This is a genomic window from Aquimarina algiphila (assembly GCF_947494415.1).
GTDB lineage: Bacteria > Bacteroidota > Bacteroidia > Flavobacteriales > Flavobacteriaceae > Aquimarina > Aquimarina algiphila.
This window is the reverse complement of sequence record NZ_CANLVC010000008.1, coordinates 123827-148297: the sequence shown is the minus strand read 5'-3', so window position 1 is coordinate 148297 and position 24471 is coordinate 123827. Positions and strand designations below refer to the sequence as shown.

Sequence of the window (24471 nt, the reverse complement as noted above, 5' to 3'; positions counted from 1 at the left end):
TATTATTTTCTCAATGCCATTTAAAAACATATTTATAAATTAAGTTCAACATTAGACACGTAACACTTACTTAAAACAATTCTATAAATCTGTTAAAAATCTTTGTGGAATAGTTAAATTTTAATGTTTTAATAACAAATCAACAAAATGATTAAATTCAGATAACAATAACCTCATCATTAGATAATTATATTATAAAACAGGTACACTTAATTTGTGAAACTATATCATTTCTATGAAAAAGCGTACTGTAGAACTTGTTGTAATTTCGGACATTCATCTTGGCACTTACGGTTGTCATGCCAAAGAACTTCTTAATTATCTAAATAGTATAAAACCTAAGACACTTATTTTAAATGGTGATATTATAGATATCTGGCAATTCAGGAAACGTTACTTCCCAAAACCTCACCTTAAGGTCATTAAAAAGATCATCTCATTTGCTTCAAAAGGCACCGAAGTAATATATATCACTGGTAATCATGATGAAATGCTACGTAAGTTTAGTGATACAGAAATGGGTAATTTTAAATTAGTGGATAAACTCGTTTTAGAGTTAAATGGCAAAAAAGCCTGGTTTTTTCATGGTGATGTATTTGACGCTTCTATCCAGAATGCTAAGTGGTTAGCAAAACTGGGAGGTTGGGGATATGATATACTTATTGTTTTCAATCAATTGATTAATTGGTTTTTAATACGCTTTGGAAAAGAAAAGTTCTCTCTATCAAAAAAAATTAAAAACAGCGTAAAAAAAGCCGTTAAATATATTAATGATTTTGAGGATGTTGCTGCCGAACTCGCTGTTAAAAACGAATATCAATATGTAGTTTGTGGACATATTCATCAACCACAAATGAGAGAATATTCAAATAAAAACGGATCTTGTTTTTATCTAAATTCTGGAGATTGGATAGAAAACCTCACTTCATTAGAGTATCATGAAAAGGAATGGAAATTGATTCATTATGAAAATGAAAAAATGGAAGGTTTTGCAGAAGTTATTGAAGAAACTGAAAACCTAAAAATAGATCCAGAAGAACTACAAGCTTCTTTTATGATACAAAATTTTATTACCAAAAAATCTTAGACTATTTTTTTATATCCATCTCTACCTGAGTATTCATTATTACATTAATCATTAATTAGATATTCTATTACAATAAAAGAAGATCAGTAATCTGTACCTTTGTTATGATTTATAATCATCAAAAAAACATATATGCTCGGTTTAAAATTAGCAACAGATCCACGTTGGGCTGCTCTGGTAAAATCAAATATAGAAGAAATCCTTACTGATCATGCTTGGTGTGAACAAAAAGCTGCTACCAATGCTATCACTATAATTACACTAAATTCTGAACATGAAGATCTAGTTACAGATTTATTAATCCTTGCTCAGGAAGAATTAGAGCACTTTCAAATGGTTCATGAACTTATAAAGAAACGTGGTTATAAACTTGGTCGTGAACGTAAAGATAGTTATGTAAATGAACTATTTAAACACAAGGTAAAGCAAGGAGGAAGTCGTCAACAGGGGTTAGTAAGTAGGTTACTCTTTTCTGCAATGATTGAGGCACGTAGTTGTGAGCGATTCAAACTTCTTTCTGAAAAAATAAAAGACCCTGAATTGTCTAAGTTTTACCATGACCTTATGGTAAGCGAAGCAGGACATTATACTACATTTATTGGTTTTGCCCGTAAATACGGTGAGGGTATTGATGTAGATAAACAGTGGCAAGATTTGTTAGAGTTCGAAGGAAAGCTTATTCAAAATTACGGTAAAAAAGAAACTATACATGGATAAGTAGTCATATAGTTATCCATGTATAGTTTCTTTATAGTATTAATTCGCTTTTATTCTATTTTCTTAGCGGGCATTTGTCTTCCTCCCTGGTTTAATGTTAAGCTATCTACTTTTCCTTCCTCATTTTTACTAAAAACAATTTCTGCAGGGACAACTTTTAAGAAAAATCGTAGTTCTGTCTCAGCAAAAATTTCAAATTTAGGTTGTCCTGTGGCTTGAGCAAAAATTGAATCCCCTTCTACAGTTACATTTATAATAAATGATGGTTGTAATTCATATTTCCCTATGTATTTTTTCAGAATATCAGATGATACTTTTATAGTTTTTTTCTCTGCTGGAGGGGCTTTATCAATTCCTTTTCCTGTAAAGCTTTCTTCTCCAGATTTAAATATAGTTTGTCGTCTCCCATCTTTTGTCATAGAAAAAGTATACGATATGGTACCTTCATCAAATATAAATGAACCGTCCTTCATAGGATATATTTTAAACTCTCTAGAGTCTTCGCCCTCTCTTAAACTATAAAGCTGACCATCTCTTAAGGTAACATGTCTTATTATATTTTCTTCGAATTGATATGCTCCTACCCATTTTTTTAATTTATCCTCTGATAAAGTAATTGCATCTTTTTTATTAGGGATAGGCTTTCCAATAACAACAGCTGCTACCCTTCTAGTAATATCAGATACTCTTTTACAATTGCAGTTGGTTAACCCTACAACATATACATTTTCATCCTCAAGAAAAATACCATTTGTAGTGTATCCAAAAATACCTCCACTATGTGCATACCCTTTTGATCCCTGTATAGTCATTTTTCCCCATCCATAGCCATAATTAATTTCCTCTCCATTGTTAAGCGTAGAACCATTAATAGCTTTTTCTAAACTTGTTCTCTTAATAAAAGTATTGGCACTGATAGCATTCTGCCATTTTAGTAAGTCATCTACAGTAGACATCAAAGAACCCGCTGCATAAGGTAATGTCAAACTAAGATAATCTGCATTCACATACCCTTCATCTTTCTGTTGATACCCATATGCTCTATTTTTAATAAGCTCTTTCATACTTCCATAATAAGAAGAATTCATACTTATTTTTTTAAAAATATTCTTTTCTATAAAATTCTCATACGTATCTCCTGTAATCACTTCTATTATATACCCTAATAATATATATCCAGAATTATTATAGAGGAATTTTTCTCCCGGATCAAAATCCATAGGTTCGTTTTTAAAAACATTGATAAGTTCTTTTGGAGTCATGTCATTTCTAGCTAACTTCATAAAACTTTCCATTCCTGTGTAACTTTTTATACCAGAAGTATGGTTTAATAAGTGATGAATCGTAATGATTTTATCATTTGTAGGGTAATCCGGAATATACTTTGTGATTTTATCTTCTATCTTTAACTTTCCTTGTTCTTCTAACATTAAGATAGCTACTGCTGTAAATTGTTTAGTTATAGATCCTATCTCGAATACATTTTCGGGTTTTAAATCGACATCTAGCTCCAGATTTGCTTTCCCATAAGCTTTTCGAAATATTGGTTTCCCGTCTTTTGCTACTAATATTGAAATTCCGGGTTCATCTGCAGTATACATAGAAGTAACAATATCATCTATTTCTTTTTCCAGGTCTTGAGCTTCTATCGTTAAACAGGCAAAAAGAAAAAAAGGTATTAACAGAAAAATTCTAAATTTTTGAGATGATTTCATATTGGTGTAATTTTGATTGAGAACTCATTTTCCTATATGACTATCAAACAACAAATTGGTTACCAAAATTCTATATAATTCTTAAGCAATCTTCACAATGTTACCAAAACAATATTAAATCAAAGCTTCTCTTAAAATAGTTACAGGATGAAAAGCAGTACGACTTGTTCCATCTTTTATCTGATGTCTGCAACTTGTCCCAACCGCAGTAATAATAGTGTCTTCTTTAGCTTTACGTACTGCAGGAAATAAAGTTTGTTCTCCTACTTGCATACTGATATCGTAGTGCTCTTTTTCATATCCAAAAGATCCTGCCATTCCGCAACAACCAGAAGGAATAATGGTCACCTTAAAATTTTCAGGCAGATTAAGATATGCAAACGTTGTTTGAATAGTGGATAATGCTTTTTGATGACAATGTCCGTGTAATTTGATTGTTTTACTCTCTGAAGTAAATTGTGCTGAAGTTATATTTCCTTTTTGAATTTCTGAATTCAAAAATTCATCAATTAGAAATGTATTTTTTGAAAGAGATGTTGCTTTCTTTTTATCATCTGCTAATCTTGGGTATTCATCTCTAAAGGTAAGAATTGCAGAAGGTTCTAATCCTATTAAAGGGATATCATTAGTAATCAAATTGTCAAATACCCTTGTATTGCGGTTTGCTAAATCCTTTGCATGTTTTAATAATCCTTTTGAAATAAAGGTTCGTCCACTTTCTTTATGATCAATTACCTTAACACCATAATTCAACTTTACTAATAACTCTATCGCATCTATTCCGATAGGTGTGTCTAGATGATTCGTGAATTCATCTATAAAAAAGTATACTGTTTTTATAGGTTGTACGGGTTGTATCTTATTTATATTATTATTACACCAATTACGAAGTGATTGTTTGCTTAATAAAGGTAAATCTCTATTTTTAGCAATACCCAATGAAGATTTTAAAATTCTGGAAGTAAATTTATTTTTAAAAAAGAAATTTGTCATTCCGGGAGCAATTCTTCCCAAATCATTTAAGCGATTATTATTCGCAAAAAGTTTCGTTCGCAATGATACTCCATTTTTCTTTTGATATTGATATTCAAACTCGGCTTTTAATGTTGCAACATCTACATTAGATGGGCATTCACTAGAACAACCTTTGCAACTTAAACACAAATCAAAGACTTCTTTTAATTCTTTATGATTAAATTTATTTATTTCTGTGCTATTGGTCAGAAATTCCCGAAGTGTATTCGCTCTTCCTCTAGTGGTATCTTTTTCATTTTTTGTTGCTCTATAACTCGGGCACATTGTACCTCCTGATTCTACTGATTTACGACAATCCCCACTACCGTTACATTTTTCGGCGGCACGCAAAATCCCCATAGAGTCACTAAAATCAAATATGGTATTAATTTCTGGTTCCTCCCTATCAATTTCATATCTCAGTTTTTGATCCATGGGATATGCATTCACTATTTTACCAGGATTAAAAATATAGCCTGGATCAAAAGCTTCCTTAATTCGTTCTATAATTTTATAATTTTTCTCACCAATCATAAATGGTATATACTCTGCTCTTACTATACCATCTCCATGCTCACCACTCATAGAACCATTATACTTTTTAACCAAAGTAGCTACATCATCTGTGATTTTCTTAAACAACGTTACATCTTCTCGTTTTTTAAGATCCAGAATTGGTCTAAGATGAATTTCTCCTGCTCCGGCATGTGCGTAATACACTGCCTCTTGATTATATGACTTCATCAACGTTGTAAATTCAGAAATATAATTTGCTAAATCAGGAATAGCAACCGCAGTATCCTCTATGCATGCTACTGCCTTCTTATCACCAACTATATTTCCTAATAAGCCTAATCCAGCTTTACGAAGCTCTAATGCCTGATCTATCTCAGTACCATGTAAAACCGGATTTGCATAACTTAATCCTGATTTTATAAGAGTCTCTAATAATCGTACTTTCTGTTTTTCCAGATCTTCTTTATCAATTGCCCTAAGTTCTAACATCAAAATAGCCTCAGGATCATCTACTATAAAAAATCGATTCTTGAGTTGTTCTATATTGTTTTTTGTACAATCCAAAATGGTCTTATCCATCATTTCACAGGTATACAAAGAATGCTCCATTACCGGTACTACAGCATTCATACAATCATTGATTGTTTTAAAATGTGCAGCAATCATTAATGATTCATCAGGAGGCAATTCATCGAGTTGTAAAGTGATTTGTGTAGTAAATGCCAACGTTCCTTCACTTCCTGAAAGTAATTTACACAAATTAATAGGTGTTGTATCTCTAGAAAACACTTCAGAATTAATCAATTCATCTATTGCATATCCTGTATTACGTCTATGTATTTCAGGTTTAGGGAAATTAGCTATAATCTCTTCTTGAGCAGCTTTAGGTGAGAGTTCTTTATAAATACTTTGATATATTTTTCCTTCTAAAGTGTCAATATTTCTTTTTGTATTAAATTCTTCTATAGAAATTTCAGAAAATACAGCCTCACTTCCATCAGATAAAACCGTATGTAATTCTAATACCTTGTCTCTGGTAACCCCATATTGTATAGAAGTAGTACCACTACTATTATTCCCAACCATTCCTCCTATCATACATCTATTAGATGTAGATGTATTAGGCCCAAAGAATAACCCATATGGTTTCAAAAATCGATTTAGGTCATCACGAATGACACCAGGCTGAACGGTTACTGTCTTTTTTGACCTGTCAATAGAAATTATTTCTGTAAAATATTTAGATACATCAACCACAATACCATCTCCTACACATTGACCTGCAAGAGAAGTTCCTGCTGTTCTGGGAATAAGACCAATCTTATATTCTAAAGCAAAAGCGATAATATTCTTTATATCACTAATCGATTTGGGAAAAGTAACCCCCAAAGGAACTCTTCTGTATACAGATGCATCTGTTGCATACAAAGACCTGGTAAGTTTATCGTATTGCATTTCGCCATCTAATCTTTTTTGCAAAGATGCTAGTATGTTATGATCAATCATAAGTTTTATTCTTTCCTAAAGAATTTAAAGAAACCGGTCTTCTAAAATTAGTATCAAAACAAATAAAACTATCTGTTCCTGCAACTCCATCAATCTGATGCACTTGCTCATATAAAATTTTTCGTAAATGATGATTATCTATAGCAAAAATAAGAATGAAAATTGCATAATGGCCAGAAACGTAGTTACATTCTAATATTTCTGGAATCTTTTTTAATCCTTCAACAACTTGTTCTGCATATCGTGCCTCTCGTAAGCGAATACCAACATAAGATTTAGTATTAAATCCTATATGCTTTTCATCCACAACAAACTCCGCTTTTCTTATAACTCCTTTTTTTGTTAATTTTTTAATTCGTTGATGAACTAAAGAATTTGAGATTTTCAGATTTTCAGCAATCTGTGAAAATGGTTTTCGAGCATCTTCACGTATTTGTAATAGTATTTGTTGGTCTATATAATCAAAATGGTTCATAATGACTTAAAAATTAAAAGATCTAAAGTAAAACATATAATAAGAGCAATCTCCATTAACAATATTGACACAAAACATCATTAATAAAAACTAAAATTAATTTATTTACACCTAATTATAGTCAAAACTAATAATTTTGCATTAAATAAAAACATAATCAAGATGAATTCAACTATTTTTTTTGAAGAACTCTGGAAACAGTACATTGCAAAGACTCCCTCTGCACAAAAAGTTAAATCCTTATTTGAAAACGAGGGTAATACTGTTTTTAACGATCACATTGCCATACGAACTTTTAATGACCCAAGAGTCAATATAGATGTTCTGGCCAAGCCTTTTATCGAAATGGGATATGAACCAAAAGGTGAATATCACTTTGAAGCTAAAAAATTATATGCGAAACATTTTGAGCATAAGGATAATTCTGACGCGCCAAAAATTTTTATTAGTGAATTACTTTTGGAAGAATTCTCTATAGAATTAATTGATATTGTACAAAACATACTAAACCAAGTAGATCATCAAATATTTAAACAAAAAGACCTGATCCTAAAAGGTAGAGTTTGGCAAACTCCTTCTTTTGAAACTTACCAAAAACTTCTTTCAGCATCCGAATATGCTGCATGGATGTATGTCAATGGATTCTGTTCTAATCACTTTACTGTAGATGTTAATAAATTAAATACTTTTGACAACTTAGAATCTGTGAATGAATTTCTCAAGAAAAATGGTTTTGAAATGAATACTTCTGGAGGTGAAATAAAAGGATCCGCTACCCAGTTTTTGGAACAATCAAGTATTCTTGCCGATACTGTAGAGGTTCGTTTTGAAGAAGATGTTAAGAAAATTACAACATGCTATTATGAGTTTTCTTATCGATATAAAAAAGAAGATAACACTATATTTACTGGCTTTATAGCAAATTCTGCTGATAAAATTTTTGAAAGCACAGATATGCAGCTACAAGAAAATTAGATTAATATTAACAAAAATTTAAGTTTTCTACTTACAGAATAGAGGAATTGTGACGTTATATTCGGGGACTAAATATAAAACCCAATTTTACTATGACAAAACGAATTTTAATTTTCGCAGCATTTTTATTAGGTACTATATGTACTATGCAATCACAAGAAATTTCTAAAAATGCTCTTGGTGTAAGACTTGGAGATAATGATGGATTTGGAGCTGAAGTTTCTTACCAAAGAGCACTAAACAATGGTAATCGATTAGAATTTGATCTAGGATGGAGAGATTTTGATGCAGGTAATGCCATTAAACTAGCAGCACTATACCAATGGGTTTTTAATCTAGATAAAGGATTTAATTGGTATGTTGGTCCAGGTGGAGGAATTGGTATTATTGATTTTGATAACGACTTCCCTGGAGATGATAATAGTGATAGCTATTTCTTTCTTGCAGGAGATATAGGTATAGAATATAATTTTGATATTCCTATACTTATCTCTTTAGATTTACGACCAGAAATTGGTTTTGGAGATTATAATGATGATTTAGATTTTGATATTGGACTTGGTATCCGTTATCAGTTTTAATCTACTCACTCATTGAAAAAATAATATTTGATCGTTCCTAAGATATTGCCAATGCACCTTCGTATAAAGCAATATATTTAGGAACGATTGTATTTACATCAAACTTTTCTGCTTCTTTATATGCATTCTGTTTAAAGATTTCTAATGTAATATCATCTTTCAGAATACGAATTGCATTTTCTGACATTTCTTTTACATCCCCTACTTTACTAAGATATCCAGATACCCCTTGACTATTTACTTCTGGAATTCCTCCAGCATTACTTGATATTACAGGTACTTTATTCATCATAGCTTCTAACGCCGCTAATCCAAAACTTTCTCGTTCTGAAGGTAATAGAAACAAATCCGAAAAACATAATATCTTATCTATTTCATTACTATTTCCTAAGAAAATTACTTTATCCTTTATGCCTAGTTCTTTACATTTTTTCTCGGCTGGTTTACGTTCTGGTCCTTCTCCTACCATTAGTAATTTAGCGGGTATTTCTTTTTGAATATTATAAAAGATATCGACAATATCTGAAATACGCTTTACAGCTCTAAAATTACTTATATGAGTTACAATACGCTCTTCTGGACTTGCCATTAGTTCTCGTTGACAATCTGTAAAACTGGTTTTCTTTTGACTCAAATCAATAAAATTAGGGACTACTTCAATATTTTTTGTAATATCAAATAAACGTAAAGTATCTTCTTTTAAATTTTGAGAAACCGAAGTCACAATGTCACTATTATTGATACTAAAAGTTACTGCAGGTTTATAAAAAGGATGATTTCCTACCAGAGTAATATCAGTACCATGTAGTGTCGTAACCATAGGAATGTGTATTCCTTCCTCTTCTAACATTTTCTTTGCCATATACCCTGCATAAGCATGAGGAATAGCATAATGTACATGCAATACATCTATTTCATATTTCTTAATGGTATCTACCAATTTACTTGATAGTGCCAATTCATAAGGTTGATAGTGAAAAAGAGGATATGTTGGTACATTTACCTCATGAAAATGAATATTTGGATTTAAAAGATTTAAACGAACAGGCTGTTTGTAAGTAATAAAATGGACTTCGTGATCTAGTTTTGCCAAGGCAATTCCCAATTCTGTAGCAACTACTCCACTACCTCCAAAGGTAGGATAACAAACAATAGCAATTTTCATTTAAATAATTTTTCTTGTGGCACAAGGTACAAGAAAATTAGTATTGCCAATTGTTAAAGTAGTTTTAAAAAAACTATTCGATATTTGCCAAAATTATTTTATCCGTACCAATTTTAGTTACCAAAAATGATGTGTTTTCTAAAACGTGAGATTCAGATATTCTGAGAATGCCCTTTTGTGAATTATGTTAGTATTTCTTAGTAGCACAAAAAATTAAAGTGAATTTTATGTATAAAATCACTATCATACTACTACAATAATATGAATAAAAAAGCAGATCATAAGCCGGATTCTGTTTCCTCGCCGAAACGAATATCCTTATCATTTATCTAGACTAACAATTACTTATTAGCTCAAACCGCCTACCCTCTAACATTGGGCGCACAACCCTCAAAAGCTAGTTTACATGGCGTTGCACCGTATAGAGTTTACCTGGTTTCACTACAGCATTACCTGTACATACTTTCTGTTGCACTTGTCCTCTTCTGATTACTCAGAATGACGGGAGTTACCCGCTATACTGTGCTATGGTGTCCGGACTTTCCTCTCTCCGTCAAAAACGGACAGCGATAAGGTGATCTGCTTTGTGCAAAAGTATTATAATTCTCTATTTAGAATTCAGATTTCGGGATTATTTTTTGGCTGTTAATAACTAAATATAAAAAGCGAAAACTAAAATTTATTATTTGTATTCAATTTTTAACTTTGTATCGATGGAGCATTTTATAGTATCAGCACGCAAATACAGACCCCAAACATTTAAAGATGTTGTTGGGCAGCAAGCTATTACTAATACTTTACTTAATGCGATTAACAATAACCACCTTGCTCAGGCTTTGTTGTTTACCGGCCCTCGAGGTGTAGGAAAAACATCTTGTGCCAGAATTCTTGCAAAAACCATTAATCAAGATGGTAATGAACACCCTGATGAGGATTTTGCTTTTAATATTTTTGAACTTGATGCGGCTTCAAACAATTCTGTGGATGATATTCGAAGTCTTATAGATCAGGTTCGAATCCCGCCACAAGTAGGAAAATACAAAGTATATATTATAGATGAGGTTCATATGCTTTCTCAAGCAGCTTTTAATGCTTTTCTAAAAACATTAGAGGAGCCTCCAAAACATGCAATATTTATTCTTGCGACCACAGAAAAACATAAAATAATACCTACGATATTATCTCGCTGTCAGATATTTGATTTTAAACGTATTACCGTTACTGATGCTAAAAATCATCTAATGCAAGTAGCAAGCCAAGAGGGGATTACTGCTGATGAAGATGCTTTACAGATTATCGCCCAAAAAGCAGACGGTGCTATGCGAGACGCTTTATCTATTTTTGATAGAGTAGTCAGTTTTAGTGGTAAAAATTTAACCAGACAAGCGGTTACAGAAAATCTTAATGTTTTAGACTATGAAACATACTTTAAAACAACAGATTTAATACTTCAGAATGATATCCCACAATTATTAGTAGAGTTTAATGAAATTCTGGCTCAAGGTTTTGATGGGCATCATTTTATTGCGGGTCTTGCTTCACATTTTAGAGATATATTGGTTTGTAAAAACCCTGCCACAATCCCATTGCTGGAAGTCGGAAATCAAACCAAAGCAAAATATCAGGAACAATCACAAAAGGCTCCTCACGATTTTCTTATTAAAGGTATTGAACTTGCCAATGATTGTGATTTAAAATATAAAACCAGTCGTAATCAAAGACTACTGGTTGAATTATGTTTAATGCAGCTTGCCTCTATCCTTCTTCAGGATGGAGAAAAAAAAAATGACCAACCCTACATAATTCCACCCTCATACTTTAAAGAAAAAGGAATAACTCCTGTTAAGATTTCTTCTGAAGCAAAAGAAAAAGCTATTGAAAATGTTGAAGCACAAAAAACAGAAGATAAATTAGAAACTACCACGAACAAAATCAATGATACTACAAAAAGTGAGGAATCTTCTATCCATGAGGAAAACAGTTTTGAAAACACTTCTGTAATAGAAACTTCAAAAGTTATAGAAAAGAAACCTCCAACTATTAATAGAGAACGAAGGACTTCTGGATTATCTTTAAGCAGCATACGAAAGAAAAAAGAACACGAAGAAAGTAAAGAAGAAAAAGTTGTTGATCCAAAGAATCTCCCTTCTTCTCCTTTTACAGAAGCACAAATGCAAGATGGATGGATCGAATATGGTAAAATGCAAGACAAAAAAGGAGAACGGATTATTGGTTCTATGTTTGCCATGAACATCCCTACTCTAGAGGATAATAAAATTAAGTTAGAACTCCCTAATCAATCCATGAAAGTTGACCTTGAAGCTGCTCAATCCGGATTATTACAATACTTATATAGAAAACTTGATAATTACAGTATTGAACTTAACATTACGGTCAATGAAGAAGCTTCAAAAAAGTACGCTTTTACTCCTCAGGATAAGTACGAGAAATTAAGAGAAAAGAATCCATTAATTGATAAATTACGCTCTTCTTTTGATTTGGATATTTAATATTTTCATTTCTATAACAATTTTCTTTCTTCATATAAATAATAACTCCATTATATCTTTCCTTTAAGAAATAGTAATCCCCTGAATATAGGGGTAATTTTCACTGAAAACAGTGTATAGCTAAACCGTTATACATTCTATATTTACATTACACAGTATCATAAACTAAGGGATTAAATTATGATTTTGTTTAATCAATAAATGCTTTTGGAATACTTAACCATGAATATGACAATAAAGGTCTGTAAAAGACCATATAATATTCTTGCAAGAGTAGACACAAATAGTGAGTGTCTTTAAACGTTCACTGCAAATCTAATTTTCAAAATTACAATTATGTTAAAAAGCATTTTAAATCTTAATAATGTAAAAACATTATCAAAGCAACAACAAGAAGAAGTTAAAGGAGCTGCTTTCGTAAGACCAACATGCAGTCAAAATGGTAGTCAATGCACACAATCAGATCAATATGGTATATATACTGATTACGGGCGTTGTCAACGCAGTGGGATTTGTTTTTGGTCTTAGTTTAAAATAAAAACGCATAAAAGAGGCTGCTTATAAGTATTTAGGCAGCCTCACTTGTGTTATTACACAAAAAAAATGTTATATCATTATAATAGCTTTAAGAATCAAATCTCTACACATATCTAGCTATATAAGATATAAACATTCATATTAGATTTCTTTTGGTTAATTTTGCAATACTTTACCATATAACAAAATACTATGCTTGGTTTAAAACTCCCCACAGATCCTAGATGGGTTAATATCGTTGAAAAAAACATTGAAGAAATTCTTACAGATCATGCCTACTGTGAGCAAAAAGCGACATCTACTGCAATATCACTTATTGTAAGTTTTCCAGAGTACACAGAATTGGTTCAGGAAATGACCAAATTGGTAAAAGAAGAGATCAGTCATTTTAAAATGGTTCATGACAAAATTATTGAACGAGGATGGATTTTAGGAAGGGATCGAAAAGATGATTATGTCTTGCAATTGGTTACTTTTTTTCCAAAAGGAGGAAGTAGAACCACACAATTAGTACATAGATTACTTTATGCAGCACTTATTGAGGCCAGAAGTTGCGAACGTTTCAAACTTCTCTCTGAAGAATTAGAAGATCCAGAATTAGCAAAATTTTATAAAGACCTCATGGTTAGTGAAGCCAATCATTACACTATGTTTTTAAGTTTCGCTCGTCAGTATGGAGAACGTAATGAGGTTGATAAAAAATGGGAAGAATTGCTTGTTTATGAAGCAGAAATCATGAAATCCCTTGGCAATAAAGAAACTATCCATGGATAAAATATTTCAAAAGCTGTTGTTTTTTTAAAACAACAGCTTTTGATTGGTTTATTAATATTATAAAGGTATAAATGCCGAAACCTTGTAAAATTCGTCTGATGTTCCTGCATCAGTATTTAACGTTGAACCTGCAGAAATTCTAAATGCAATTCCCTTATCAAATTTTAATTTTATCGAACCTCCTAACCATTGATATATAAGCAAAGGGTCTCCCTCTTCTTGTCTTGTAATTCCGAAGGATTCATAAAAAGCACCAAGTACAACTCTAGAACTAATATTTATACCTGGTGCCATCCAATTGAGTAAGTAATCTTTTGTAATAATATCATCATCTTCTCTTAGTGATTTATAATATGCCAAATAGCCTTCAAAATCAAATATTCTGTCATGGTAGTTTACATAAATATTAGGAACCAGCCCTTCTCCTATTTTTGTTTCTTTACTGTTAGATGAGAACTTCCCATGGGAAATCCCTAAGGAAGGGTTTAAGTAAAGCTTATTCTCAAATAACTTAAATCCAAGCCCTACTCCTGTTTCTAATAATAGATCACTTCCTGTTTCTAAATTCCCAAAAGAAGTATTTGTCCAGAAAATACTATAGATAGTAATGTCATAATTTTTATTGGTTTCGAAATTACCAAAGAAAATAGGGTAAAATCCAGCCACGCTATTATGTATTATTTTTGTTGCAAAAGTTGCTTTCTTTTTCTCTTCAGTCTCTTGAGCACTTAGATTGCATAGTGATAATGTGAGTACTAAAATTATTATTTTTTTCATGATTAAAATTCTGTTTGTAAAAATTGATTTATTAATGCTGAAATTTTATGGTGCATTTCTTCTAAATGCAAATGATGACCTCCTTCTATCCAATGCAGCTCGGCATGCTTAAATTTATCTAGCCTTGCATTAAACATTCCATCAGAAAAAAGTCCTTGTTTCCCTAAAATGATAAGGGTTTTGCAAGAAATAGAACTAATAAAAAATTGTGCTTGTGACTCTGTCATTCTATAGCATTCTGGTAATACTATCCTAGGATCATAACTCCAGCGATACCCCGCAGGCACCTCTTGTAAAGACCGTTCTATCAAGCAAGCTGATGCATCATAAGAAATTACTCCCATACTAGAATCCATTCTTTCTTTTATAGCTTCATCTTTTGTAGTAAATAGCATTGTATCTGGTAAAGAAAACCCATACAATTTTGTTCTCTTCGCCATTTTTAATTGTTTTACTGATTGTTGAAAATTTGAGACTATGTCGTCGTCATTGATTACAAAAGGAGCTCCCAAACCATCAATGAATATTAGTTTATCTATAAGTTTAGGCATAGCTCCCGCAAGTATTGAAGCAATACCGGTCCCCATAGAATGCGCAAGAATACTAAGCTTTTTTATCGCTAATACATCAATGACTTTTAGAATGTCGATTGCATAATCCCATAAATAATAAGAATTATTGGCATCTCGATGATCAGAAAAACCATGTCCTGCCAGGTCAATTGCTATGAGATAAATATCTGGAGAAAGTAATGACGCAATTTTGTCAAAAGTATTTGCATTATCCAACCAACCATGAATTGCCAGCACAGGCGCACCCTCTTTATTTCCCCAAGTTTTTGCTGATAATTTTAGCCCTTCGATATCAACTACTAATTCCATAACTAAGCAGATAATATTTTAGTATTGGATGTAGCTTCTTTTATTGCTATATCTTTCAAAGCAATAACATTAAACTTACCATTCGGAGTTTTTGGTATTGTCTTGAGAATACGAACATATTCTGGTACTTTATAAGGTTCTAAATCTTGTATACAAGAAATGATAATTTCTTTTTCTGCGATGGATTTCCCTTCCTTAAGAACTACAAAAGCAAATAATGCTTCTCCATAATCTTCATGAGGAACTCCGGTCACAACGACTGCGTTAATTTCTGAAATATTGCCTATATAATCCTCTACCTCTTTGGGACTTACTTTGATTCCTCTAGAATTGATCATATGATCCATTCTACCTTTAAAATAAAGGTACCCATCTTCATCCAAAGAACAAAAATCACCTGTATAGAGTACTTTTTCTCCAAGATACATTCCTGATTTAAGTTTTTCTGCTGTTTTTTCAGGCTTATTCCAATATCCATTCATTACGGTAGCTCCTCTAATAACCAATTGCCCTATCTGGTTGGGTTCTGTTATTTTATTATCATCATCATCTACTAACCATAATTCTGTATTAGGAATTGCAATACCTACACTATTAGGCTTTTTATCGATATCTGAAGGAGGTAAATATGTACACCTCTTACATTCTGTGAGACCATACATAGAAAATAGTTCTACATTAGGAAACAATTCATGTACCATTTGGATATTACTTTGTGTAAGTGCAGCTCCGGTATTAGTTAAAGATCTTATGCTAGAAAGATCAAATTGATATTTTTTATTCTGTTCGAATAACAGCATTACCATTGTAGGAACAGCTGGTAGTATCGTTATTTTTTCTTTTACTATTTTCTTCAATAAAAATATAGGCCATGTAAATTCTTTTTCCAGTACTAGCATGGCTCCTTTAGAAATACACATAATCATTTGGTACAAACCATAATCAAAAGATAATGGTAAGGCACATAACACTTTATCTTCTCTATTATAGCCTAAATAAGTATTTAATGAGTTTGTTGCTGCAATCATATTTTGATGAGTAAGCATAACTCCTTTTGGTTCTCCTGTTGAACCCGAAGTATATAATATGGCGGCTAAATCAATACTAATTAAATCTGAGGACTTTAGCTCCTGATGTTTCTGAGATAAAATAGTGTTGTAATCTTCAAATAAAGATTCTATAAAATGATCAGGTTTATTAAGGACAATCGCTTTTTTAAGAGCTGACGATGTTAAAACAATTTTATTTTGAGTTGCTATTTCTTCGTTTGTTATCAGTACAGAAGCTTCTGAATCATTAAGTATATACTCTATTTTGTTTGATTTCAGTTCGGTTCCAACTGGGATTACAATTGCTCCTGTTTTTAAAATCGCCCAAAAGGAAATAATAGTTTCTATAGTATTACCTAAAAGCACTACTACTCTATCTCCCCTTTCTATTTGTTGACTTTGTAAATAAGCTGCAAGAGTATTTGATTGTTCATGAATATCAGAAAAAGTATATGTACTTCCAGAAATTGCAACAGCTTTTTTTTTAGGATAGAGATACGCAGTCTCTTCCAAGAAATTTTGCATTTTTGGTATCATTTTATTTATATTAAAATTCTAATAGTTATTAATCTGTATTAACAGTATAACTCCCAAAAAAAAACAGGAAGCTATACTCTGTCAATACTATGTAGAATGTGTTTACGAATATTTTATATCCCTTATGCTACAGAAACACTTATATTCATCTCTGATAATACATAATCAAAAATTGTTTGTAACGTATTAAAATGTCTTGCTTCAATAGTATCGGCATTTACTTCAAATTCATTTATATTATCTTCTAAATAGGTTAGAAAAAACATTGAAGAAAGCGAATCAATACCTAAATCATTTTTAAGATGAGAATCCATTTTAATTTGTTCTTTGGTGATATTAGGAATACTATCTAATAATCCTTCTTTAATAATGTCTAAAATTTTATGAGTATCCATTGCTTTATTAATTTAAGATTAATTCGTTTTGTTTAAAATCAATTACTATTTGTTTATCAATTATATCTTCAGCGGTATCTTTTGCCCGTATGAGATGTGCTTCCCCTTGATATAATAAAATTTCTGAAGGATAACCATGGCTATGAAAAAGCACTGGAGAAGATGTAGGTCCATACGCTCCTGATAATTTAACCAACAGAATATCTTCTACTTTTATTTCTTTAAGTTCTATATTACGTCCTATAATATCATCAGGACTACATAAAGGACCCGACACTTGATATTTATATTCTAATGCGTTCTCTGAAGCTGATATATTTTCTATAGGAAAATTTCTCTTTACTACGCGACCAGAACCTGCTGCTGCAGAGTGACAGTTGGTTCCACCATCAGTAACGGCAAATGTTTTTCCATGATTTACTTTTATATTATTCACTTCTACGGCCATGCATCCTGAAGTCCCTATAATAAACCTACCAGACTCCATAATAATTCTGGTTTTAGGATATTTTTTGTTAAAATCTGTAAACAAAGGAACCATGAGGTTCTTGAATTCCAGAATATCAAGTTCTTCTTGATTTTGGAAATAAGGAATTCCCATACCTCCTCCAACATCAATCATCGTAAATTCATGATTGTATTTTTGAGCTATGGTTTCATACAATTCTAAAATATACTTGGTGTTTTCAAATACTGATTTTGCCTCGAGAATATTCGTTCCGTTATACACATGAATCCCTCTTATATGTATATCTGGAGTATCCAAATACTTTCCAAAATTCTGAATTGCTTGCTTTTCTTCAATACCGAAATGTGTTGGCCTTCCTCCCATTTTCCATGGAGACCCCTCTGCAGAAAAATCTGGATTAATACGAATCGCAACATTTGCTACAATTCCCATTTCTTTTGCAAAAGCAGATACTCTTTTTAATTCAATTTCTGATTCTATTACTATTGCAAAAATATTTAATGATATCGCTCTTTTAAGTTCATAGTCCTTTTTGCAAGGTCCTAAGTACACAATATCTTGTGGGGTTGACCCTGCTTTAAGCGCTATTTCCATTTCTGTAATAGAACATACTTCTGTACAAGCTCCATTAGACCTAAGCAATTTCACCAATGATACATTCGGGTTTACTTTTAACGCATAAAATACATCTACACAATCGGGTAAAGCATTTTTTAGATTTTTATAATTTTTGATCAATTGCTCTCCATCATAGATATAGGAAGGAGTTCCAAATTGTCTTACGGCAGATAAAATCGCTGATTTATTCTTTTTCATTTTTATAACAATTATTCGCATACTATGTTTTATTATAGACATAGATACGCTTAGGTATCTCGTATCACATAATACGAGATATACCCATGGGGTTAATTACAGGTTTTAATTAATGTTTGTGATTGATTTTGGTTGGAAGTATTTATTCTATTTGTCAGAATTAAACATATCATACTCGATAAGCCATTTGCCATTCTCTTTTTTCCAAAGAATTACATAAGAACCTTCAAAAATGGGTGTTTGTTTAGAATTTATGTAACCTAACATATGACACCTTTGAAACGCAACGTCTAAATCCCCAAGGAACTGTAATTCATCTTGAAAAAACTCTACTCTATCAACCGTTTTAACGCTTAAAGAAAATTCTTTTTCAATCTCGGCTCTGCCAAGTCTAGGTTTTGTACCTGGTTTCATAAATACAGCTCCTGTTGTAGTATACTCTTCTGAGATACCTTTTGGGTCTTTTTTTTGCCATTTTTCTTCAAAACGACGATCAGCAATATCAATTAGTTTTGCTTCTTTGAGAAGATCTTCATCCATTACTTTTTTGTTTCCGTAATAACTTACAACAGAATTTTTGTAGTTGATTTCTGGGTTTTTTGGTTTTGGATTTTCTATAAATGAAAGTAATAAAGTTACTGCCGCTAAGGTAATAACAAGGCACGAAGCCGCTTTTAGACTAATTGTCTTCATTGTTTGTGTGAATTAAGTGGTTAATACTATTTGTGAAGATCGAAATTATAGTAGCATAGGAGTTTTTGATATAAACATTCTAACATAAAATCTATTTTATTTTAATTATGACATGCTAAAAACGACATAATAACCATAAAAAAAATATGCTTAAGTAATAATTAAAAGTAGAATTTTATGTTAACATCATATCGTTTTAACATTTATTATGAAATATTCTAAATAACTCAAAATTTAAGGTCATCAATTGGTATGTGTTTTGAATTATTTGATATTCTGATAAAAGCGGAGCAATATAAACGTTGTTTTTACTGTCAAAAAGAAATCATCAAGACCCCAGAATATTTAGATAAAAAAATCTATCTTATAAAAAACGGAATTGTCAAAATCAGTAGTATTACAGAGCATGGCGAAGAAATAATTCTGGTGATACTAACCACAGGTGAAGTTTTTGGTGCTAGTCTGATTTTTGAAAACCCTCATCTTAACTATATATGTGAATCTATTAATGAAGAAACGATACTTTATGAATTTGATATGGCATGTATCCAAAAAATAATTAAAAAGAATTGCAATATCAATCAAGACTTTCTGCACATAATTGGCACACAATATTTTGAATTAGAAAGAAGAATAAAAATACTTACCGATAGCTCAGCAGAACAAAGATTGATAAATGTATTGATAGAATTTAAAAATAAATTTGAAAATTTATCAGATAATGAAGAAAATATTATTATTCATTTACCTATTAATCAGGATGAATTATCAAATTACATAAGGACTACGCGGGTAACTACTAATAAAATAATTAATAAATTAAAGAATAACTTTTTAATAGAATATCATCAAAAAACTATTACGCTAAAAAAAGATTTTTTTAAGTATTACAAATAATCAAAAAACTATTAAAGAGTATTATAATTTATACCCTATAGATAGTTGGATATTTCTAGTGCTCCCATCAGCACCTTCTGGAATATCTTCGTCGTCAATGATATTTGATAAACCAAACCCATAGCGTAAATCGGCAAAAACATTATCAGTAATATTTGCTCCTACTCCAATAACTCCTGCAAAGTTAAATGTATTAAAATTAGTTTCAATACCTGTATTATCTTCCCATTCCCATATTTTAAGTCCTATCTGAGGTCCAATATGAACATTGAACAAGTCAGAAAAATTATATTTTAATAACACTGGTAACTGAAGATAATCTACACGTAATGTTTTGTCATCATTCCCTAACGATGAAAACTGAAGCTCTGGTTGTATACTCCATTTTTGGGTAACTGGATACTCCACTAAAAACCCTACTACAATACCAAACCGACTATCTTCAAGGTTTTCCGGAATATCATCAGAGCTTATAGAACTTAGGTTAGCACCAATTCTCATGCCGTAAGAAGCGTCTTGAGCTTTAGAAATCAAAATTCCAAATACTAAAAATAATGTTACAAATAGTAGGTTTTTTTTCATGGTATATAGGTTAGTTATAAATTCAATTTAAAACAAATTAATGGTTTTAGGAAAAAAACTAAAGTTTATAATAGTATTTAATTACAAAAAATCGATTAACGGTGCTTTTTTTCTTTTATGAGTTTATCGATTATTTAGTTTATCATTATACAGTGATTTAATAATGCCATCAGATAATCCTATTTTGGGAACAAAAATTTTCCTTGCTCCACCCCATTTCATTGCTGAAAGATATATGCGAACTGCTGGAAGAATAACATCTGCTCTATCTTGATTTAGATTAAGTTGCCAAATTCTTTCTTCATAGGTCAAAGAATTAAGTAATTCATAATACGAGCTCAAATACAAAAATGTCAAGGGTTTCCCCATACTTTTTCCGCTATTCTTAAAAATATTATTAATATTTCCTCCCGACCCTATTAGGGCAATTCTGCTATAACCTTTTGTCTGGTTTTTGATCCAACGTTCTACATCGTTCCATATCTCATCAGAAACTAAGTCATTAAGAAGCCTAACAGTTCCCAGCTTGAAAGATTTTGATGCAATAACATTTCCATTGTGATATAATGTAAACTCTGTACTACCACCACCAACATCTACATATAGATAAGTAGCATCTGTATTAATCAATTCATGTAAATCTGTCATTGCAATAATGGCTGCTTCAGATTTACCATCAATAATATCAATCTGTATTCCTGTTTTTTCTTTTATAAGTTGCACTACTTCTTCTCCATTTTCGGCCTCACGCATTGCCGATGTAGCACAAGCTTTATAACGAGAAACTTTATGAGTTTTCATTAGAAGTTGATACGCCTTCATTGCATCAATCATCCTAGTAATATTTTCTTCAGAAACACGCTTAGTTTTAAAAACATCTGCTCCTAAACGAATTGGGACTCGTACAAGGCTCGTTTTTTTAAATCTCGTAGTTTTTCCTTCTTCTTCGTGAATACTACTTATTAATAGCCTTACTGCATTGGAACCAATATCTATAGCTCCATATTTTTCTATAGTTAACAAAATAATTAATTTCCTAGTTTTTTTAAATAATAGTTATATGTTGCTATTTGTGATCTCACTTTATCTTTATCATTTCTAATGTAAGCATTATCCTGCTCTTTAGAAAGCATTCGACCTTTAACATTATCACTCCAACAGATATCAAAAGTATCAATTAATTCTAATTTAATATCTTCATCATAAATAGGACAAGAGATTTCTACCCTTCTATCCAAATTACGAGTCATCCAATCAGCAGAAGAAATATAAACTTTTGGATCTCCACCATTATTAAAAATATATAATCTTGGATGTTCGAGAAATTTATCAATCACACTTATTGCTCTAATATTTTCACTCATTCCAGGTATCCCAGGAATCAGGCAACAAATTCCTCGTATGATTAAATCAATTTTTACTCCAGCTCTACTGGCTTCATATAGCTTATCAATCATATCATAATCACTTAAACTATTTAATTTCAGCCTAATACTTGCCTGAATACCTTTTTTACTATTCTTAATTTCTTCATCTATTAACTTCACCAAAGAAGACCTGGTATAGTGTGGAGAAACTAATAAATGTTTATAGCGATTTATCTTATAATTTATTTCAAAAAATTTAAAAACTCTATTCGTCTCTTTTAAAATAGATTCATTTGTAGTAAATAACGTATAATCGGTATATATTTTGGCCGTAGATTCATTAAAGTTACCTGTACTTATAAATCCATATCTTTTTAGCTTACCTTTTTCTTCTCGCTCTATCACGCAGGCTTTACAATGTACTTTTAATCCGGTTACTCCAAAAATTAGATTGACACCTTCTCTCTGCATTTGTTCTGCATATCGAATATTTGCAGCTTCATCAAAACGGGCTTGCAATTCGATCTCTACAATAACTTTTTTACCGTTTTTAGCAGCATTTATAAGAGAACTTGCAATATGAGAAATACTAGCTAATCTATAAATAGTAATCTTAATACTTTTTACTTTAGGATCAATCGCAGATTCTCTCAAAAACTTTACCGTATAGGCAAAAGTATGGTAGGGTGTATATTGTAAAAAGTCTTTTTTGGCTATTCTATCTAATAAACTCCCCTGTAGAGCAAGTCCAGGAATATCTAATGGTTTTATTTGCTGATACACCAAATCTGAATTCCCTAAATCAGGAAAATTCATATAATCTCTTCGGTTATGATATCTACCTCCCGGAATAATACTATCAGTATTATCAACTCCCATTTTTTCCATTAAAAATGCAAGGGTGTCTTTTTCTATAGTTTTATCATATACAAAGCGAACAGGTTCTCCATCTCTACGAGATCTTACGCTGCTTGATATTTTCTGAATAAAACTCTTACTCAGGTCATTATCAAAATCCAACTGTGCATCCCTAGTAATTTTAATCATATGTGCAGATGCACTCACATAATCAAAAATACTGAAGTTGATATGCATGCAATATCTAATAAGGTCATCAAGAATTATGATAAACTGTTTTCCATCCTTTTCTGGTAATACAACAAATCGATCAGTGTTTTTCGGAATTTCTATTAATGCATATATCCTTTCTTTTATCGTTTGCTGTAATATTTTAGAAATCCGGCCTTCTTTAGGTATTTTCTCTCTTAAAACCAGTTTAACTGCCAAATATGCAACACTATCCTTTAAATGAGGGAATTTATCAAGATCGTTAAGTATATAAGTTACTAAAGCTGGACTAACCTTGTTAATAAAATAGCTACGAATGAAAGCATCCTGGTCTTCGGTAACCTGATTCTCATCAATAATAAAAATATTATGGTCTTCAAGCTTACTTTTAATGGTATTAATCGTCTCAAGACTTTCTGATTGTTGTTTAATTACAATATTGGTAATTTTATCTAACAATTCACTTGCTGTATTCCCTTTTAGTACATTCTTACCGTCTTTTCCTGCTAAATCAATTCTCTTAATTGTAGCATATCTTACTTTAAAAAATTCATCAAGATTATTAGAAAATATTCCTATAAAACGTAATCTTTCTAGCAAAGGAACCGTATCATCAGAAGCCTCTTGCAACACTCTTGCATTAAATTGCAGCCAACTTAATTCTCTATTAATATATTGATTATTAGTATTTTCCTGCATTATCTCAAGGATTTAGGGTAAATTGTTAATAGGGTTTTTCCTACAGGTAAATCTTTCCATTTATCGGTATCAAACTCTATAACAACAACTCCTGCAGTAGGTAGATTATCTATTTGCTTACTTCCTAAAAAATTAGCTATTGAAGTAAACGCATGATTATGCCCAAATATCATCAAAGTTTTAATCTCATCATTACAGCTATTAATAACGTCCATTACCATAGTACCATCAAAATCATAAAGATTTGGTTCTAAACTAAATACATCTTTAGATATATCCAAATGACTAAGTATAATTTTTGCTGTACTATACGCCCTCTCTGCCGGACTACACAATACCTTATCTACAGTTTTTACTATGGTTTTCAGCTCTTTACCAACTAAATCAGCATCACTCAAGCCTCTTTGATTAAGTGGTCTTTTGTCATCAGTAACATCAAACTCCCATGAAGATTTTGCATGTCTTATTATATATAAAGTTTTCATGAACCAGATACTATTTTTGAAGAAACAAAGTTATTTTATACAAGTTTAAGCATAAGCTTTTACAAATCTTAGTATAAGAACACAAAAAATATTTTTTATACGAATATTAATAGGTAAGATTCTTTGTTTCAGAAATTATAAGAAAGAGTTATAAAAGAATTCTTTTATTCTGACATAATCGCTA

Annotated in this window: 22 protein-coding genes and 1 other RNA gene; 8 read left to right on the top strand and 15 right to left on the bottom strand. The window is 31.3% G+C overall.

The genetic code is table 11. The features are described from left to right. Positions 1–235 precede the first annotated feature (235 nt). Together PQF96_RS18295 and miaE (PQF96_RS18290) are read left to right on the top strand one after the other, a co-directional pair. Positions 236–1087 carry a UDP-2,3-diacylglucosamine diphosphatase gene (locus PQF96_RS18295; protein ID WP_109437503.1) on the top strand — a complete coding sequence of 284 codons (852 nt, stop codon included), beginning with the start codon at positions 236–238 and terminating at the stop codon, positions 1085–1087. Between the two features lie 132 nt (positions 1088–1219). Next, complete coding sequence (gene miaE, locus PQF96_RS18290; protein WP_271767712.1) at positions 1220–1804, top strand: tRNA-(ms[2]io[6]A)-hydroxylase; 585 nt, start codon at positions 1220–1222, stop codon at positions 1802–1804. A gap of 50 nt (positions 1805–1854) precedes the next feature. Here the strand turns inward: miaE (PQF96_RS18290) and PQF96_RS18285 are convergent, their stop codons facing one another. From PQF96_RS18285 to PQF96_RS18275, 3 genes are all read right to left on the bottom strand, one after another. Then, entirely contained in the window at positions 1855–3519 is a 1665-nt protein-coding gene (locus PQF96_RS18285) for a serine hydrolase (protein ID WP_271767711.1), read from the bottom strand. Positions 3520–3633: 114 nt separating this feature from the next. Further along, entirely contained in the window at positions 3634–6555 is a 2922-nt protein-coding gene (locus PQF96_RS18280; protein ID WP_271767710.1) for an FAD-binding and (Fe-S)-binding domain-containing protein, read from the bottom strand. Beyond that, entirely contained in the window at positions 6548–7030 is a 483-nt protein-coding gene (locus PQF96_RS18275) for an Lrp/AsnC family transcriptional regulator (protein WP_109437507.1), read from the bottom strand. Before PQF96_RS18275 ends, PQF96_RS18280 begins: the two co-directional genes overlap by 8 nt. Before the next feature lie 162 nt (positions 7031–7192). Between PQF96_RS18275 and PQF96_RS18270 the strand changes: the two genes are divergently transcribed. Next, entirely contained in the window at positions 7193–8005 is an 813-nt protein-coding gene (locus tag PQF96_RS18270) for a DUF1338 domain-containing protein (protein ID WP_271767709.1), read from the top strand. Between the two features lie 92 nt (positions 8006–8097). After that, the gene (locus tag PQF96_RS18265; protein ID WP_271767708.1) at positions 8098–8586 is read left to right on the top strand and encodes a hypothetical protein; all 489 of its coding nucleotides are present in this window, start codon (positions 8098–8100) and stop codon (positions 8584–8586) included. Between the two features lie 37 nt (positions 8587–8623). On the opposite strand, the gene bshA is transcribed toward PQF96_RS18265, so the two are convergent. Continuing rightward, complete coding sequence (gene bshA / locus PQF96_RS18260; RefSeq protein ID WP_271767707.1) at positions 8624–9751, bottom strand: N-acetyl-alpha-D-glucosaminyl L-malate synthase BshA; 1128 nt, start codon at positions 9749–9751, stop codon at positions 8624–8626. 266 nt (positions 9752–10017) lie between these two features. Further along, positions 10018–10337: RNase P RNA component class A (gene rnpB / locus PQF96_RS18255), an RNA gene on the bottom strand. Between the two features lie 127 nt (positions 10338–10464). Between rnpB and PQF96_RS18250 the strand changes: the two genes are divergently transcribed. The 3 genes from PQF96_RS18250 (at position 10465) to miaE (PQF96_RS18240) (ending at position 13572) form a co-directional block, all read left to right on the top strand. Beyond that, on the top strand, positions 10465–12261 hold the full coding sequence (locus tag PQF96_RS18250) for a DNA polymerase III subunit gamma/tau (protein WP_109437511.1): 1797 nt from the start codon (positions 10465–10467) through the stop codon (positions 12259–12261). Positions 12262–12597: 336 nt separating this feature from the next. Then, positions 12598–12789 (top strand): hypothetical protein, encoded by a 192-nt coding sequence (locus PQF96_RS18245; protein ID WP_109437512.1) that lies wholly within the window; start codon positions 12598–12600, stop codon positions 12787–12789. Between the two features lie 201 nt (positions 12790–12990). Further along, the gene (gene miaE, locus PQF96_RS18240) at positions 12991–13572 is read left to right on the top strand and encodes a tRNA-(ms[2]io[6]A)-hydroxylase (RefSeq protein WP_143915098.1); all 582 of its coding nucleotides are present in this window, start codon (positions 12991–12993) and stop codon (positions 13570–13572) included. A 57-nt stretch (positions 13573–13629) separates the two neighbouring features. Here miaE (PQF96_RS18240) and PQF96_RS18235 read toward each other — a convergent pair whose 3' ends face one another. The 6 genes from PQF96_RS18235 to PQF96_RS18210 form a co-directional block, all read right to left on the bottom strand. Further along, entirely contained in the window at positions 13630–14349 is a 720-nt protein-coding gene (locus PQF96_RS18235; RefSeq protein WP_244299546.1) for a DUF6733 family protein, read from the bottom strand. Between the two features lie 2 nt (positions 14350–14351). Further along, on the bottom strand, positions 14352–15230 hold the full coding sequence (locus PQF96_RS18230; RefSeq protein WP_271767706.1) for an alpha/beta fold hydrolase: 879 nt from the start codon (positions 15228–15230) through the stop codon (positions 14352–14354). Between the two features lie 2 nt (positions 15231–15232). After that, the gene (locus PQF96_RS18225) at positions 15233–16804 is read right to left on the bottom strand and encodes a class I adenylate-forming enzyme family protein (protein ID WP_271767705.1); all 1572 of its coding nucleotides are present in this window, start codon (positions 16802–16804) and stop codon (positions 15233–15235) included. Between the two features lie 134 nt (positions 16805–16938). Then, complete coding sequence (locus tag PQF96_RS18220; RefSeq protein WP_200825137.1) at positions 16939–17211, bottom strand: acyl carrier protein; 273 nt, start codon at positions 17209–17211, stop codon at positions 16939–16941. Between the two features lie 7 nt (positions 17212–17218). Then, complete coding sequence (locus tag PQF96_RS18215; protein WP_271767704.1) at positions 17219–18496, bottom strand: type III PLP-dependent enzyme domain-containing protein; 1278 nt, start codon at positions 18494–18496, stop codon at positions 17219–17221. A gap of 147 nt (positions 18497–18643) precedes the next feature. Then, positions 18644–19189, bottom strand: coding sequence for a YybH family protein (locus PQF96_RS18210; RefSeq protein ID WP_143915101.1), 546 nt, complete (start codon positions 19187–19189; stop codon positions 18644–18646). 252 nt (positions 19190–19441) lie between these two features. Between PQF96_RS18210 and PQF96_RS18205 the strand changes: the two genes are divergently transcribed. Beyond that, positions 19442–20086 carry a Crp/Fnr family transcriptional regulator gene (locus PQF96_RS18205; RefSeq protein WP_271767703.1) on the top strand — a complete coding sequence of 215 codons (645 nt, stop codon included), beginning with the start codon at positions 19442–19444 and terminating at the stop codon, positions 20084–20086. Between the two features lie 21 nt (positions 20087–20107). Here PQF96_RS18205 and PQF96_RS18200 read toward each other — a convergent pair whose 3' ends face one another. The 4 genes from PQF96_RS18200 to PQF96_RS18185 all read right to left on the bottom strand — a co-directional run bounded on the left by PQF96_RS18200 (position 20108) and on the right by PQF96_RS18185 (position 24287). Further along, on the bottom strand, positions 20108–20668 hold the full coding sequence (locus PQF96_RS18200; protein WP_271767702.1) for a porin family protein: 561 nt from the start codon (positions 20666–20668) through the stop codon (positions 20108–20110). A 123-nt stretch (positions 20669–20791) separates the two neighbouring features. After that, positions 20792–21691: a Ppx/GppA phosphatase family protein gene (locus PQF96_RS18195; protein WP_109437519.1), complete on the bottom strand. Its 900-nt coding sequence runs from the start codon at positions 21689–21691 to the stop codon at positions 20792–20794. A 5-nt stretch (positions 21692–21696) separates the two neighbouring features. Further along, positions 21697–23802, bottom strand: a complete 2106-nt coding sequence (gene ppk1 / locus PQF96_RS18190) for a polyphosphate kinase 1 (protein WP_109437520.1) — start codon at positions 23800–23802, stop codon at positions 21697–21699. After that, a complete protein-coding gene (locus PQF96_RS18185; protein ID WP_271767701.1) occupies positions 23802–24287 on the bottom strand; it encodes a SixA phosphatase family protein in 486 nt (161 codons plus the stop codon). Before PQF96_RS18185 ends, ppk1 begins: the two co-directional genes overlap by 1 nt. Positions 24288–24471: the final 184 nt, after the last annotated feature.